At 69.0% G+C, this 15285-nt stretch carries 14 protein-coding genes and 1 pseudogene; 6 read left to right on the top strand and 9 right to left on the bottom strand.

Features of this window, described 5'->3' with window-relative positions; all coding sequences use genetic code 11:
- Window positions 1-168: 168 nt before the first annotated feature.
- Genes leuS through holA form a run of 3 tightly spaced genes read left to right on the top strand, consistent with a single transcriptional unit; the run spans window position 169 to window position 4335 of the window.
- Window positions 169-2787 carry a leucine--tRNA ligase gene (gene leuS, locus LH62_RS08195; protein ID WP_043365395.1) on the top strand — a complete coding sequence of 873 codons (2619 nt, stop codon included), beginning with the start codon at window positions 169-171 and terminating at the stop codon, window positions 2785-2787.
- Window positions 2753-3316 (top strand): LPS assembly lipoprotein LptE, encoded by a 564-nt coding sequence (gene lptE / locus LH62_RS28175; protein ID WP_052213953.1) that lies wholly within the window; start codon window positions 2753-2755, stop codon window positions 3314-3316. The genes leuS and lptE overlap by 35 nt, the downstream gene beginning before the upstream one ends.
- Entirely contained in the window at window positions 3316-4335 is a 1020-nt protein-coding gene (gene holA, locus LH62_RS08185) for a DNA polymerase III subunit delta (RefSeq protein ID WP_043360525.1), read from the top strand. The genes lptE and holA overlap by 1 nt, the downstream gene beginning before the upstream one ends.
- A 62-nt stretch (window positions 4336-4397) precedes the next feature.
- Here holA and LH62_RS08180 read toward each other — a convergent pair whose 3' ends face one another.
- The 7 genes and pseudogenes from LH62_RS08180 to LH62_RS08155 form a co-directional block, all read right to left on the bottom strand.
- Complete coding sequence (locus tag LH62_RS08180; protein WP_043360524.1) at window positions 4398-5240, bottom strand: ParB/RepB/Spo0J family partition protein; 843 nt, start codon at window positions 5238-5240, stop codon at window positions 4398-4400.
- A complete protein-coding gene (locus LH62_RS08175) occupies window positions 5237-6055 on the bottom strand; it encodes a ParA family protein (protein WP_236552507.1) in 819 nt (272 codons plus the stop codon). Before LH62_RS08175 ends, LH62_RS08180 begins: the two co-directional genes overlap by 4 nt.
- Window positions 6024-6632, bottom strand: coding sequence for a 16S rRNA (guanine(527)-N(7))-methyltransferase RsmG (gene rsmG / locus LH62_RS31910; RefSeq protein ID WP_236552644.1), 609 nt, complete (start codon window positions 6630-6632; stop codon window positions 6024-6026). The genes LH62_RS08175 and rsmG overlap by 32 nt, the downstream gene beginning before the upstream one ends.
- An 18-nt stretch (window positions 6633-6650) precedes the next feature.
- Window positions 6651-8501 (bottom strand): annotated as a pseudogene (mnmG, locus tag LH62_RS08170) (tRNA uridine-5-carboxymethylaminomethyl(34) synthesis enzyme MnmG); the annotation flags it as partial.
- A gap of 21 nt (window positions 8502-8522) precedes the next feature.
- Window positions 8523-9137, bottom strand: coding sequence for a hypothetical protein (locus LH62_RS08165; protein ID WP_043360523.1), 615 nt, complete (start codon window positions 9135-9137; stop codon window positions 8523-8525).
- Between the two features lies 1 nt (window position 9138).
- Window positions 9139-10440, bottom strand: coding sequence for a tRNA uridine-5-carboxymethylaminomethyl(34) synthesis GTPase MnmE (mnmE, locus tag LH62_RS08160; protein ID WP_043360521.1), 1302 nt, complete (start codon window positions 10438-10440; stop codon window positions 9139-9141).
- A 3-nt stretch (window positions 10441-10443) separates the two neighbouring features.
- Window positions 10444-10800: a ferredoxin gene (locus tag LH62_RS08155; protein ID WP_043360519.1), complete on the bottom strand. Its 357-nt coding sequence runs from the start codon at window positions 10798-10800 to the stop codon at window positions 10444-10446.
- Window positions 10801-10906: 106 nt separating this feature from the next.
- Between LH62_RS08155 and LH62_RS08150 the strand changes: the two genes are divergently transcribed.
- Genes LH62_RS08150 through LH62_RS08140 form a run of 3 tightly spaced genes read left to right on the top strand, consistent with a single transcriptional unit; the run spans window position 10907 to window position 13378 of the window.
- Window positions 10907-11446, top strand: coding sequence for a methylated-DNA--[protein]-cysteine S-methyltransferase (locus LH62_RS08150; protein WP_052214952.1), 540 nt, complete (start codon window positions 10907-10909; stop codon window positions 11444-11446).
- Window positions 11443-12411, top strand: coding sequence for a quinone oxidoreductase (locus LH62_RS08145; RefSeq protein ID WP_043360518.1), 969 nt, complete (start codon window positions 11443-11445; stop codon window positions 12409-12411). The genes LH62_RS08150 and LH62_RS08145 overlap by 4 nt, the downstream gene beginning before the upstream one ends.
- A gap of 58 nt (window positions 12412-12469) precedes the next feature.
- On the top strand, window positions 12470-13378 hold the full coding sequence (locus tag LH62_RS08140) for a LysR family transcriptional regulator (RefSeq protein WP_052213951.1): 909 nt from the start codon (window positions 12470-12472) through the stop codon (window positions 13376-13378).
- Here the strand turns inward: LH62_RS08140 and LH62_RS08135 are convergent.
- Both LH62_RS08135 and LH62_RS08130 read right to left on the bottom strand, forming a co-directional pair.
- Entirely contained in the window at window positions 13365-14114 is a 750-nt protein-coding gene (locus LH62_RS08135) for an N-acetyltransferase (protein WP_043360517.1), read from the bottom strand. The genes LH62_RS08140 and LH62_RS08135 overlap by 14 nt on opposite strands.
- Window positions 14114-15088 (bottom strand): tripartite tricarboxylate transporter substrate binding protein, encoded by a 975-nt coding sequence (locus tag LH62_RS08130; RefSeq protein WP_043360516.1) that lies wholly within the window; start codon window positions 15086-15088, stop codon window positions 14114-14116. Before LH62_RS08130 ends, LH62_RS08135 begins: the two co-directional genes overlap by 1 nt.
- Between the last annotated feature and the right edge of the window lie 197 nt (window positions 15089-15285).

The raw sequence follows: 15285 nt of genomic DNA, 5'->3' as shown, positions 1-15285 counted from the left end.
AGTGGTCCATGCGAAGGGGAGCGCCATCGTGTGCCGGCCGTGTCGCAGAGGCAACGGCACGAAGTGGAGCGCGCCCTTCCCTTGGCGGAAATATTCCCTCGGGGGGAGATACTTCCCTAACGGCTATAGCAAGCCTATTCCCTTTGTCCGATGAGCATCCGGTCCCCGATGAGCGACGCCAGCACCACCACGCCCCCCACCGATACCCGCTACGACTTCGCCGCAGCAGAGCCGCGCTGGCAGGAGGAGTGGAACCGGCGGCAATGCTTCGCCGTGCCGGACGTGCCGGACGGCAACAGGGCGAAGTACTACGTCCTTGAGATGTTCCCCTACCCCAGCGGCAAGATCCATATGGGGCACGTGCGGAACTACACCCTGGGCGACGTGGTGGCGCGCTACAAGCGGGCGCGCGGGCACCAGGTGATGCACCCCATGGGGTGGGATGCCTTCGGCCTGCCAGCGGAGAATGCGGCGCGCGAGCGGGGCATTCATCCGGGCAAGTGGACCTACGACAACATCGCCAACATGCGCGCCGAGCTGAAACGCATGGGGCTGTCGCTCGACTGGTCGCGGGAATTCGCCACATGCGATGTTGAATACTACGGGCAGCAGCAGGCGGTGTTCCTCGACTTCTGGAAGGCCGGGCTGGTCGAGCGGAAGGAGAGCTGGGTCAATTGGGACCCGGTGGACGGGACCGTACTCGCCAACGAGCAGGTGATCGACGGGCGCGGCTGGCGCAGCGGCGCGCTGGTCGAGAAGAAGCAGCTCAGCCAATGGTTCTTCCGCATCACGAAGTTCGCGCCTGAGCTGCTGGAGGCCTTGCAGGGGCTGGAGCGCTGGCCCGACCGCGTGAAGACCATGCAGGCCAACTGGATCGGCCGCAGCGAGGGGGCGCGGGTACGCTTCCGGCTGGCCGAGCCGCAGGCGGGCATCGACGAGGTGGAAGTCTTCACGACGCGGCCGGATACGCTGTTCGGCATGAGCTTCCTCGCAGTCGCTGCCGAGCATCCATTGGCCGCCGCGGCGGCGGCGCGGGATCCGGCGGCGGCGGAGTTCGTCGCCGAGTGCCGACGGATGGGGACAAGCGAGGCGGCCATCGAGCAGGCGGAGAAGCGAGGCTTCGATACCGGCTTCCGCGTGGCGCATCCTTTCCTTGAAGGCGTCAGCTTTCCGGTCTGGATCGCCAATTTCGTGCTGATGGAATACGGCACGGGGGCGATCTTCGGCTGCCCCGGGCACGACGAGCGGGACTTCGAATTCGCCGGCAAGTACGGGCTGGAGATCAGGCCTGTCGTGCTGCCGGCGGGAGCCGACGCCGCCAGCTTCGTGCTCGGCGATGCGGCCTATACGGGGGACGGGACGATCTTCAACTCCGGCTTCCTCGACGGGCTCGACGTACCGGCGGCAAAGCGGCGGGCGATCGAGGCGCTGGAGGTCAAGGGGCAGGGGACGGGCGTCGTCAACTGGCGGCTGCGCGACTGGGGCGTGTCGCGGCAACGCTACTGGGGCTGCCCGATCCCCGTGATCCACTGCGAGGCCTGCGGCGTGGTGCCGGTGCCGAAATCCGACCTGCCGGTGAAGCTGCCGGACGATGTCGATTTCTCGCGTCCTGGGAATCCGCTCGACCATCACCCGAGTTGGAAGCATGTCGATTGCCCGCAATGCGGCAAGGCAGCGCGCAGGGAGACGGATACCTTCGACACCTTCGTCGACAGCAGCTGGTACTTCGCGCGCTTCTGCTCGCCGCGGGCGGAAGTGCCGGTGGTGCGGAATGCGGTCGATGGCTGGCTGCCGGTGGACCAGTATATCGGCGGCATCGAGCACGCGATCCTGCACTTGCTCTACAGCCGCTTCTTCACGCGAGGGATGCGGGAGACGGGGCATCTCGAGGTGAACGAGCCTTTCGCCGGGCTCTTCACCCAGGGCATGGTCACGCATGAGAGCTACAAGTCGGCCGACGGGCGCTGGCTCTATCCGGAGGAGGTGGAGTTCTCCCTGGACGCGAACGGCACGCGCACCGCGCGGGTGAAGGACGGCAACGCGCCGGTCGTCATCGGGCGCGTCGAGGCGATGTCGAAGTCGAAGCGCAACACCGTCGATCCGGGCGCCATCATCGGCCGCTACGGGGCGGACACGGCGCGCTGGTTCATCCTCAGCGACAACCCGCCGGAGCGGGACATGGAGTGGACCGAGAGCGGCGTGGCGGGGGCCTATCGCTTCACGCAGCGGGTCTACCGGCTGGTCGCTGGGGCGCTGGGCGACCTGCCGCCGGCAGGGGCTTCCGTGGAAGGTGCCGAGGGCGCGGCGCGAAAGCTGCGGCAGGCGACGCACCGGACCATCGCCGCCATCACCGAGGCGCTGGAAGGCTTCGCCTTCAACGTCGCGGTGGCGCGCATCCATGAGTTCGCCAACGCGGTGAGCGATGCCGGGACGGTACCAGGCGCGGTGCGGCGGGAGGCGCTGGAGGCGCTGGTGCGGCTCTCCGGGCCGATGATGCCGCATCTGGCGGAGGAGCTCTGGTCGATGCTGCGGCCGGGCGAGGACGCCATGGTCGCCGACCTGCCCTGGCTGGAGGCGGACCCGACGCTGCTGAAGGCGGAGACGCTGACGTTGGCCGTGCAGGTCCTCGGCAAGTTGCGGGCGACGATCGAGGTTCCCGCCGATGCCGATGAGGCTATGATCTTCTCCCTGGCCGAGGCGGAGGAGAATGTGCAGCGTTCCATCGCCGGCCGCCCCATCCGGAAGCGCATCCATGTCCCGGGACGTGTCGTCAATTTCGTGGTCTAGGCGTGGCCTGCTCGGAGGGCTGTTCGGCCTCTCGGCCTGCGGCTTCCGCCCGCTCTACGGACCGATCACGGCCGCGGACGGCAGCGAGGCAGATCTCGAGGCGGAGCTGGCTGCGGTACGGATCGGGCCGCTCTACGAGCGCACGGGGCAGTTGCTGCGGCGCAGCCTGCAACGGCGGATGGAGGAGAGCGTGCCGGGGACGCCGGCGCGGTATCTGCTCAACGTCAGCTTCGATCTCGGCGCTGAAGTGTTGGGTTACCGGCAGGATGGCACGCCGACCCGCATCCGCTTCACCGTGACGGGCAGCTGGAACCTCAACACCCTGGCCGTGCCGTCGCAGCGACTCGCGGCATCGGGCATCCCCTACCGGACGCTCGATTCCTTCAACATCCCGGACCTGCAATTCTTTTCGGCCGATACCTCGCGCGACGCTGCGCTGGTGCGGCTGATGGACGACCTTTCCGACGAGGTTGCACGCCAGGTAGCGATGGCGCTGCGCCGGCAGAAGGAGCAGCAGGCAACGGGCTGATGGCGAAGCTCGACGCAAGGCGGGTTCCGGCCTTCCTCGCCGACCCTGGCGGGTGCCGGGTGGTGTTGCTGCATGGCGACGACCCAGGCCTGATCCGGGAGCGTGCCGAAATCCTGGTGCGGCGCGTCACCGAGGGCGATGCGCTGCGGTTGGTGGAGTTGGGGCGGGAGGCGTTGCGAAGCCCCGGCCAACTCGCCACGGAAGCCGCCAGCTCGCCACTGACGGGGGGGCGATGCCTCGTTCGTGTTCGTGACATCGGCGATGGCGCAGCGCCAGTGGCGGCGGCCAAGGCGGCGCTGGGTGGGCCGGGGCCAGGGCTCGTCGTGCTGGAGGCGCCGGAGCTGCGAACCAGCAGCGCGCTCTACAAGGCTGTCGAGGCTTCGCCACAGGGCGCGGTGGTCGCATGCTACCGGGAACGGGGGGCGGAGCTGGCCGGGTCGATCGGGCAGATCCTGCAGGAGCTTGGCGTCTCGGCAGAGCCGGCGGCCATCGAATGGATGGCGCAGCGGCTGGGCGAAGACCGGATGCTGCTGCGCCGCGAGTTGGAGAAGCTGGCGCTCTTTGTCGGAGCTGGTGGGCGGGTAACGCCGGAGGATGTACTGGCCTGCGTCGCCGAGGGCTCGGCGCTCGATCTGGAAGAGGCACTGATGGCGGCGATGACCGGGGAGACGGCGGTGGCCGACCGGGCGCTGGCCACGGCCTTCGCCGAGGGGGCGAATGCGGTGCAGGTGGTACGGGCGGCGCTCAGACATGTGCAGCGGCTGCATCTAGCCTCGCTTGCCGTAGCGGGAGGGGCGGCGGCCTCGGCGGCAGTGGATGGGCTGCGGCCACCGGTGTTCTTTCGGCACAAGCCGGCCTTCGAGCGGGCGCTGCGGTTGTGGCGGCCGGAGGCGCTGGAGGCGGCAGGGGTGGCACTGCTCGAGGCCGAGAGGCGAACGAAGACGACGGGGATGCCGAGCGAGGTGGTTGCTCGGAATGCTGTGACCGGGCTGGCGAGGCAGGCGGCGGCAAGGCGTTGAGGCCGGCGTTGCCCCCCTAAGCTCCTCCCGCCAAAGGCCGCAGGGCCTTCGGGAACCATGAGTTAGCCTTGGAGTAGGCGGATCAGGCCGTCCAACTGGTCGAGGTCGCGGTAGGCGATGGTCACCTGGCCGCCGCGGCCGGTGCTGCGGATGGCGATGCGGAGGCCGAGGCGCTCCGACAGCTCACGTTCCAGGGCAGCGACCTCGGGTTCGGCGCGGGCGGGACGCTCGGCGGGGTCACGAGGCTTGGCCGCCGCAAGCGCTTCGGCCTGACGGACGTTGAGGCCGCGGTCGACGATCTGCAGGGCGAGGCCGATGGGGTCGGGAGCGGTCAGCAAGGCGCGGGCATGGCCCGCCGTAAGGGCACCATCACGCAGCAGCTCCCGTACCCGGTCGGGCAAGGCCAGCAGGCGGAGGGTGTTGGCGACATGGCTGCGGCTCTTGCCAACGGCCTGGCCGAGCTTGTCCTGGGTAAGGCCGAATTCCTCGAGCAAGCGGCGGTAGCCCTCGGCTTCCTCGAGGGCGTTGAGATCCTGACGCTGGAGGTTTTCCACCAAGCCGGCAGCCATGGCCTCGCGGTCGCCGAGGTCGCGGATGACGACAGGGACTTCATGCAGGGGAACGAGTTGGGCGGCACGCCAACGGCGCTCGCCACCGATGATCTGGTAATGGCCAGCTTGGCCGGGCTTCTCGCGGACCAGGATCGGCTGGAGGACGCCGTGCTCCCGCATGCTTTCCGCCAGTTCTTGCAGGGCGGCAGGCTCCATGGGGCCGCGCGGCTGGAAGGGGCCGGGCTCCAGCACCGCGATGGGAAGGGTGCGAAGGGCTTCGCCGACGGCAGGGGCTGGGTTGGGAGCATCGCCGAGCAAGGCGGAAAGGCCGCGACCGAGGCGGGGGGACTTCATGCAGCGGAGCCCTCGCGTCGACGAAATTCGGCGGCAAGAGAGGCGTAGGCCTGAGCGCCGGGCGAACGGGCATCATAGAGGCTTACCGGAAGACCGTGCGAGGGCGCCTCGCTGATCCGGACATTCCGTGGGATCACGGTTTCAAACACCTTGTCCTTGAAGAAGCCGCGGACATCCTGAGCCACAAGCTCCGAAAGGTTGTTGCGGCGGTCATACATGGTCAACACGATGCCATCGAGGGCAAGGGCAGGGTTCAAGGCACGGCGCACCCGCTCGATGGTCTTCGTGATCTGGCTGACGCCTTCGAGTGCGAAGAACTCCGTCTGCAGGGGCACCAGGACGCCATGGGCGGCAACCAGGGCATTCAGCGTCAACAGCCCGAGGGACGGAGGGCAATCGAAGAAGACGTAGTCGAAGCCACGGGTGAGTTCAGGAGCGGTGGTGAGGATGTGACGGAGGCGGCGTTCCCGGTCGTCGAAGCCAACCAACTCGACCTCCGCGCCGGCTAGGTCGCCATCGGCGGGGATAAGGGAGAGGTTGGGGACGGGGGTGGGGCGCAGCACCTCGGCGAGCGGCTTATCTTCGATCATCAGCGCATAGGTGCCTGCGCCGCGGGCGCTGCGGTCTATGCCGAGTCCGGTAGAGGCATTCCCCTGTGGGTCCAGGTCGATCAGCAGCACGCGGCTTTGGGCGGCCAGCGCGGTGGCTAGGTTGATGGCGGTTGTGGTTTTGCCGACGCCACCTTTCTGGTTGGCAAAGGCGATGACGCGCGGTGTGGCGCGGTCAGGCTTGGGCGCTGACAGGGCGGATCTCACTGAGCCGGAGGATGGTGGAATCGGGGTCGGTGCGGCTTGGAAACCGCTCGGTGCGCATAGTCCAGTCCGCGGCGGCGGCCGTCAATTCCTCCGTGGCAGTCCGGCCTTTGGGGAAGAGGGCGATGCCGTGCGGGGCGAGGATGCGATAGGCATAGCCGCAGAGGATCGGAAGTGGGGCGAGAGCGCGGGCGGTGAGGATGGCGGCAGGGAGCAACGGGGCGGCTTCGATGCGAGCGGGGTGGATTGTCACCCGGGACAGGCCGAGGAGGCGAGCGGCTTCTTGTAGAAAGGCGCATTTGCGGCGGTCGGCTTCGACGAGGTGGGTTTCACGGCCGCTCAGCAGGGCGAGGACAAGACCGGGGAAGCCGGCGCCGGAACCGAGATCGACCAGAGGGCCAGACGCTTCGGGAAGAAGCGAGGCAAGCTGGGCGGAATCCAGTATGTGACGGACCCAGAGCGTCTCGGCATCGGCTCTAGCGACGAGGTTGATGCGCGTGTTCCAACGAAGGAGCAGGGCGAGGTAGTCCCGCAACAGCGCTTCCGTTTCACGTGGAACAGTCGGGAGGCCCTGTTTCACGTGAAACGTACCTCCCGCCCGGCGGAGATGGACAGCAAGCGCTGCAAGGGCCGCAGGCGTGATGCCGGGGATACGGCCGGCGCTGCCCAACGTGGCTGGGCGGGAGGCAGCGAGGCGCTGACGCATCTCGGCTGAAAGGCCAGGGATGTCGGTGAAGTTCAAAGCTGAAGGGATGGGAAGCTTCTCCTCCCGCTCCAAAATGCGGAGCTCCGCGGATTGGCGCTCCAGATAAGGAGCGTACAGTGCCTGAGCATCCAACTCGGCGCGGATCTTGGGGGACAGATCGCGGAGCCAAGAGAAGACGCGCTCGGCTGCTTCGGCGGAGACGGCAGGAAGGGCCAGGACTTCCAGAGCGGAGCGCCAGCGGCCATCTTGGTTCACGGTGATGCCGGAGGCGGCGTATTGGGCAGGAGTACGGCCGTCCTGGCAGGCCCGGGCCAAGGTCTCCGCCACATCGGATTTGAAGCGGGTGTGAAGGGCGGCGCGCTCTGGCCCAACGCAGCCCCAGGCGAGACCGCGATCAGTAAGGCGGAGGCCGGCATTGTCAGCGCGAAGGGCCAAGCGGTACTCGGAGCGGGCCGTCAGCATACGGTAGGGCTCGGTCACGCCTTGCAGCACGAGGTCGTCGATCATGACGCCGGTATAGGCCTCGCCACGGGTGAGAGTACGGTCGGGTGTACTACCGGTAGCGCGGCAGGCGGCGTTGAGGCCGGCCATCAGGCCCTGGGCGGCAGCTTCCTCATAGCCGGTGGTGCCGTTGATCTGACCAGCAAGGAAGAGGCCGGGGGTGGCACGCAACTCCAGCGTCGGCAGAAGAGAGCGCGGGTCGACGAAATCGTATTCGATGGCATAGCCGGGGCGGAGGATGCGGGCCTGCTCCAGGCCGGGCATGGTGGCGATTAGCGCGGCCTGGACATCTTCCGGCAGGCTGGTCGAGATGCCGTTGGGGTAGACGGTGTCGTCGTCCAACCCCTCCGGTTCGAGGAAGATCTGGTGGCGCTGTCGCTCGGCAAAGCGGACCACCTTGTCCTCGATGGAAGGACAGTAGCGCGGGCCGGTGCCGGCAATGCGGCCGCCATAGACGGCGCTGCGGTGCAGGTTGGCGCGGATCAGCGCATGAGTTTCGGGCGTCGTCGCGGTGATGGCGCAGGCGAGCTGGCGGTTGGTGATGCGCTTGGTCAGCCAGGAGAGGGGTTCGGGCGGGTCGTCGCCAGGCTGAGCTTCCAGCGCTGCCCAATCGATGGTCCGGCCGTCAAGCCGCGGTGGCGTGCCGGTCTTCAGTCGGGCTAGGGGCAGGCCGAGGCGGTGGAGGCTGTTCGCCAGGCCGATCGAGGGAGCTTCGCCGGTGCGGCCCGCGGGGATGCGGCGCTCACCAATATGAATCTCGCCGCGGAGGAAGGTGCCGGTGGTGATGACCACGGCCGCGGCGCCGATGCGGCGGCTGGCGGCCGTCAGCACGCCCATGACGCGGCCAGTGGGATCGAGGACGAGATCCTCAGCCGCTTCGGCCAGGAAGTCGAGGTTGGGGGTGGCGCGCAGCAGGGCCTGCATCGCCTGGCGGTATAAGCGGCGGTCGGCCTGGGCGCGGGGGCCACGGACGGCGGGGCCCTTGCTGCGGTTGAGTAGCTTGAAATGGATGCCAGCGGCGTCGGCGGCACGGGCCATGAGGCCGTCGAGGGCGTCGATCTCGCGAACCAGGTGCCCCTTTCCAATGCCCCCGATGGCCGGGTTGCAGGACATCTCGCCGATGGTCTCGAGCTTGTGGGTCAGCAGCAGGGTACGGGCGCCGCAGCGGGCGGCTGCCGCCGCGGCCTCGCAGCCGGCATGGCCGCCTCCGATCACCACCACATCGCATGTCATGTCGAACATGCGGGGCGTATAGCCCAGAATTCAGCTGGGGCCGAAGCCCAAGGCGCGGCGCCAGAGGTTCTCGGTGAATCGGGCGTCTTCCAACAGGTCGGCAGGGGCGAGGCCGCTGCGGTTCAGTACCTCGCGGATGCTGGCGAGGGTGGGATCGTCAAGCACCAAGTGAACGCCGGTGGTGATGGTGTAGCCCTGGACGCGGCCGAGCCGGGTGGCGACGAGGCTGCCGGGCTCGGCTGCTTCGGCAAGGCCTTCGTCGAGGGCCCAGACCTGGCCGCCGAGCAGCATGTCCTCCAGCAGTAGGCCGCCATCGGGGTGGGTGTCCTCGACGCGGAAGACCGAAAGCCAGGCATGGCTGAGGGCGTTGAGGACCAGCGCGGCCTCTGTGTTCAGGCGGGCATGCTGGCGGGCGATGCGGTCAATGGCGCGGCTTCGGCCGGGCGGGGCCGCATAGATGGCGAGGTCGATGGCATAGGCCAATTCTTCCTCGCCGATCTGCGCCAGTTCCCGGTCGAGTTGCAGGCCGAGGCGGCGGGCCTGTTCGGCCAACTTGGCGGGGGGGAGGGCGCGTGCGGCCAGTTCCAGGAAGCGCTGACGGGCAGCGGCGTGGCGGGTCCAAGCAGCGCGGAGATCGTCGTCCATCTTACTTTCCGATGCAGAACTCACTGAAGACAACGTCAAGCACGGCCTCGACGCCCACCCGGCCGGTGATGCGGCCGACGGCGCGGAGGGCGGCACGCAGGGCTTCGGCGCGGAGTTCGGGAAGAGGGGCCGAGGGCAGGGTGTCGAGCCAGGCAAGGGCGTCCTGCAAGGCGGCACGATGGCGAGGGCGGGTCAGCAGGGTCTCGCCAGTGGTGCCGGCTCGGGCCAGGGCTTCGGCCTCGAGGCGGGCGCGGAGGGTATCAAGGCCCGCACCGGTATGAGCGGAGACGGGAAGGCCGTCGAGACCGGAGGACGTGGAGGCGAGGTCCGATTTGCTGAGAACGAGGAGCGCATCGGGGCGCCGCCAGGCGAGGGTTTCAGCATCCGGCGCCTGGTCGGCAGCGAAAAGGAGAAGGAGGAGGTCCGCCTCCTCGGCGCAGCGGCGGGCGCGCCGGATACCCTCGGCCTCGATCTCGTCGGCGGCGTCGCGGAGGCCTGCCGTGTCAGCCAGGGTGACGGGGATGCCGGCGAGGTCGAGCCGGGCTTCCACCACGTCACGCGTCGTGCCGGCACGGGCGGAGACGATGGCCGCCTCCCGGCCGACCAGGGCATTCAGCAGGGAGGATTTGCCGGCATTGGGGGCGCCGAGGATGGCGATGTGCAGCCCCTCACGCAGCCGCTCGCCGCGGCCGCCATCAGCGAGATGGGCGGCGATCTCGCTCCGCAGCGCCATCGCGGCGGTGGCGACGGCATCGTCGAGATCAGGCGGAAGATCCTCCTCCTCGAATTCGATGAAGGCTTCCTGGCGCGCGAGCAGAGCGGTCAGGCGCGCCGTCCAGCCCGCATAAAGCGTGGCGAGGGCGCCGCCGGCCTGCCGCAAGGCCTGGCGGCGCTGGCCGGCGGTCTCGGCGGTGATGAGGTCGGCGATGCCTTCGGCGGCGGTCAGGTCGAGCCTGCCGTTGAGGAAGGCGCGGCGGGTGAACTCGCCAGGCTCGGCGGGGCGGGCGCCCAGCGCGACCAAGGCCTCGGCGACGCCGGCGAGGACGGCGGGGCCGCCATGGAGGTGCAGCTCGGCGCTGTCCTCGCCAGTGTAGCTGCCGGGGCCGGGGAACCAGAGGACCAGCGCCTCGTCCAGCAACTCGCCGCCATGGCGCAAGCGCCGGAGGGAAGCATGGCGGGGTGGCGGCAGGCGGCCGGCCAGCGCCCCCACCGTGGCGCCGGTGCCGCGCCCAGAAAGGCGTAGCACCGCCACGGCAGCCCGGCCGGCGCCGGAGGCCAGGGCGAAGATCACATCCTCATGCATAGGTCATGCTTTGGGCGGCGGGATGTCCCTGTCCGTGAGCATCAGGCGCGGAACTCGGCCGCCGGCCTGGAGATGGGCCGTGAGGATCTCGTCGATGTCCTCCCGGGTCTGCGGCTGGTACCAGATGCCTTCGGGATAAATGACCATAGCGGGGCCGAATTCGCAGCGGTCGAGGCAGCCGGCCTGATTGACGCGAACGCCCTCCAGGCCGAGTTCCTTGGTGCGGGCCTTCATGTAGTCGCGCAGCGCCTCGCTGCCGCGGGCGGCACAGGAGCCACGGCGATGCCCCTCCGGCCGGCGGTTGCAGCAGACGAAGACATGGGCGCGGAAATAGGGAGGCGGATCGGTAAGTTCAGCCATGGGCGGGAGGCTTCCTGACAGTCTTCCCCCATGTAGCGATGGCACCCCCCTGCGGCCAGGGCCGCGCTTGACGACGTCCCGGCCGCGGTGTGGCATGCTCTCCATCATGCCGCACCTGACCCTGCATACGCCCCTCGGCGAGATCACCGTCTTCGAGGAGGGCGGCGCCATCCTGGCCCTCGACTGGGGCCGGGCCTATGGCATCGACAACCCGGCCCCGACGCCGGTGCTGCGCGAGGCGGCGGCGCAGCTGCACGACTACTTCGACGGCAAGCGGGTTCGGTTCGACCTGCCGCTGGCGCCACAGGGCAGCACCTTCCGCCAGAGCGTCTGGGCGGCGCTTTGCCGCATCCCACCGGGCCAGACGCGGAGTTACATCGACATCGCGCGGGAGATCGGTTGCGGCTCGCCACGGGCCATCGGCCAGGCGAATGGCGCGAACCCCATCCCGATCATCATCCCCTGCCATCGCGTCGTCGCGGCCGGCGGCGGAATTGGCGGCTATTCGGGGGAAGGTGGGATCGCGACCAAGCGCTTCCTCCTGGCCCTTGAAGCGCGCGGGGTTTCGCGCGAGGAAGCGGCAACACTTCCGCTGTTCCGCACTTCCCCCCAAAGGCCGACGGCGCCGCAAGGAACCCAGCCATGAACCATGCCATCCGCGTCCATGACCACGGCGGTCCCGAAAAGCTGATCTGGGAAGAGGTGCCCCTGCCCGACCCGAAACCGGGCGAGGTGCTGGTGCGCCACCGTGCGGTGGGGCTGAACTATATCGACGTCTATTTCCGTACGGGCCTCTACAAGGCGCCTTCCATGCCGGTGACAGTCGGCATGGAGGGTGCTGGCGTGGTCGAGGCGGTGGGCGATGGCGTGACCGAGCTGAAGATCGGCGACCGCGTGGCCTATGCCGGTGCGCTCGGCGCCTATGCGGAGGCGCGCTGCGCCCCGGCCGACCGCTTGGTGAAGATCCCCGATGGGATCGACTTCACCCAGGCCGCGGCGATGATGCTGCAGGGCATGACCGCGCAGTTCCTCATCAAGCGTACCTATGCGGTGAAGGCGGGTGACACCATCCTGGTGCATGCCGCAGCCGGCGGCGTCGGCAGCATTCTCGTGCAGTGGGCAAAGCATCTCGGCGCCACGGTGATCGGCGTGGTTTCGACGCCGGAGAAGGCGCAGCTCATCACCTCGCTCGGCGCCGACCATGCGCTGCTGACCAGCGAAAACATCCCTGCGCGGGTCCGGGAGATCACCGGCGGTGCGATGCTGCCCGTGGTCTACGACAGCGTCGGCAAGGATACCTTTACCACCTCGCTCGACTGCCTTCGCCCCTTCGGGCTGATGATCAGCTATGGCAATGCCTCGGGCCCGGTCACGACCGACCTTGGCGTGCTGGCGGCCAAGGGCTCGCTCTACGTCACGCGGCCGACGCTCAACACCTACACCGCCAAGCGCGATGACCTGGTGGCGACGGCGAACGACCTGTTCGAGGTGGTGAAGTCGGGCGGCGTGAAGATCGCCATCAACCAGACCTTCGCCCTGAAGGATGCGGCCGAGGCGCACCGTGCCCTTGAGAGCCGGAAGACGACCGGCAGCACGGTCTTCACGGTCTAGCCTTTCCCAGCGGAGCACGTTTCTGCCGAAATGATTTCGGCAGGAATTTTTCCGGCCCATGGACAAGCTTCAGCAGCTCTCGGTCTTCCGGCGCGTGGTGGAAACCGGGAACATCACCCGCGCCGCCCGCGACCTGGCGATGAGCCAGCCGAGCGTCTCCCGCATCATCGGCGAACTGGAAGGGCGGCTTGGCGTGCCTCTGCTGCTGCGCTCGCCGCGCGGCCTCTCGGCGACCGAGGCGGGGCAGGCCTTCCATGCCGAGGCCGTTCGCATCCTCGAGCAGCTCGACGAGGCGGAGGCGACGGTGCGCGGCGCCCAGGCCTCGCTTGCCGGGCTGGTGCGCATCGCTTGCGTGGCGACCTTCTTCAACCAGGTCGTGCTGCCCTGGCTGCAGGACTTCCTGCTCGCCCATCCCGGCATCCAGATCGATGCGCGACTGGATCCGCGACCGGTTGACCTGATCGGCGAGGGCATCGACCTCGCCGTCCGCTTCGGTCCGATCCGCGAGCAGTCGTTGATCGTGCGCCGGCTCGGGCGGATCGACTTCTCGCTCTTCGCCTCGCCGGCCTACCTGCAGCGGGCCGGAATGCCGGAGACGCCGGAGGCGCTGGCGGAGCATGAGTTCTGCCGCCTGACCATAGGGCGGGCCAACAGCCTGCTGACCCTCGACGGGCCGGACGGGCGGACGGTGACGCTCGAGACCCATGGGCATTTCAGCGCGGATAGCGTCGACAGCACCCATGCGGCGGCCCGTGCCGGGCTCGGCATCGCCCTGTTGGCCCCCTGGGGAGTGATGGAAGAAGTGGAAGCGGGGATGCTCGTTCCCGTGCTGCCGGGCTGGCGAGCGGAGCCGCGCGATGTCCATGCCGTCTGGCCAGGCAGCCGCGGCCTGCCCCGGCGGGTACGGGCGGTGGTCGACATCCTGGTGGAGAAGGCAAGGGCCGAGCCGCGGCTCAGGGCACGGTGACGGGTTTGGTCCGGTAGCGGTAGCGATAGGCCTCCGTCAGCCCGACGCGGCGTTGCAGGGCGAGGGAAGCGGCGTTGGTGCTCGCCACCTGCGCCCAAAGGCGGGTGGCACCAAGGCCGGCCGCCCAATGGGCGGCGGCGCGGACCAACCGGTCGCCCAGGCCGCGGCGGCGGAACTCAGGGCGCGTCGCCAGGTCGAAGATGCCGCAATACGGTCCATCCGCCACGGCAAAGAGGCAGGCGGCCTCCACCCCCCCCTCCCGCAGCACGAACCAGCCACCGGGGGCGGCCAGCAACTCCGGTAACTGCAGCTTCTCGGCGCGACGTGCTTCGGTCTGGTATTCGGCCGTCGCCACCACCGCCATCCAGCCCGGCTCGGGGCCGTCGAAGCGACGGACGGCGGCGTCGGCTCCGTGGGGAGGAAGGGGGCCGGCATGGACGATGGTTTCGTCGCCCTCGGCATAGCCGCACGCCGCGAGCAGCGGCTCGAGCCCGGGCGGGTCGAGCGGCGTCAGGCGGAAGCGGCAGGCCAGGCCGTGGCGGGCATAGAGCGCCTCGATCCGGGCGATGCGGCTGGCGAGCGCCGGATCGGGCGCCGGGTCGAGCGAGCTCGCCGCATTGGCGCGGCCGGTACCGCCGAGAAAAAGCTTCGCCACGAAATTCCCGTCGAAGGCTTGGCGCGGCGCCGGCAGGGCCGTGAGGCAGGCGCGTTCCAGCGCTGTGGTCTCGTCCCCCATCAGCCGGCGGTCAGGTTGAGCCGCCGGATCAGCGCCTCTTCCCGCGCGACGGTCTCGCGCAGGCTGACGGCGTAGCCGGCGCTGTCGCGGTACTCGTCCGGCATGTCGTAGCGGGCGAGGATGGCGCGGAACTCCTCCGATTTCTGCGCGGCAGCAAAGGCATCGTGCAGGATGCGCGTCACCGCCGGGTCCAGGCCGGCCGGGGCCACGATGCCGAAGGGCGTGGTCACCGCCATGTCGTAGCCGAGTTCCTTCAGCGTCGGCGCCGTGGGCCAGCGGGTAAGGCGTTCCGCCGTCCAGACATTGAGGATCGTCGCCTGCCCGCCATCGGCGAGCGCGCCGAGGCCGGAGCCGCCGGCCATGACGTCGATATGCCCGCCGAGCAGCGCCTGGGAGCCATCGGCATCGCCGCGGAAGGGAGCGTGGATCACCTCCACCCCCTCCTTCGCCGCCAGCTCCGCCATGGTGACATGCGGAGAGCCGTTGGCGCCGGTGGAACCGAAGGCAAGCTGGCCGGGGCGGCGGCGGGCCTCGGCGATGAAGTCGGCCCAGCCATTGGGGAAGCGGCCGGCCTTGGCGACGACCACATAGGAATAGCCGGTGACGCTGAGGATGGGTGTGAAGTCGCGCAGCGTGTCATAGGGCAGCTTCTGCAGGAGCTGCACGCGGATGGCGGAAGCGGGAAGCTGGGTGAGGAGGTAGCCATCCGGCCTGGCGCGGGCAACGGCGGCGGCGCCAAGGGTATTCGCCGCGCCCGGCTTGTTGTCGATGACGATCGGCTGCGGCAGATGGCGGGAGGCGCCTTCCGCCAGGGCACGCAGCACGACATCGGTGGTGCCGCCGGGCGGGAAAGGAATGATCAGCGAGACCGGGCGGTTGGGGAAGGCCGGCTGGGCCCTCGCCAGTACGGGGGTGGCGAGCAGGCCACCGAGCAGGGTGCGACGGGGCAGGGCCAAGAGAGCCTGGTGGGACATTCGGAACTCCCGGGACAAAAGGGGGCGCACCATGACGCCTCACGCATTCCTGCGCCAGACCACGATCCAGGGCCAGCCGATCGCGCTGTCGCCTAAAACATTGTTCTTCCGTGGGATTTCGCGCCTTCGGCCCTTTCGGTGCTCAACGATCATGCTTCGGACGCCGGGCAGCTATCGGCACTGTCATCGACTGGAGA

It is taken from the genome of Belnapia sp. F-4-1 (assembly GCF_000802185.1).
GTDB lineage: Bacteria > Pseudomonadota > Alphaproteobacteria > Acetobacterales > Acetobacteraceae > Belnapia.
The sequence above is the reverse complement of the archived record's forward strand: the minus strand, read 5'-3'. Positions and strand labels throughout refer to the sequence as shown.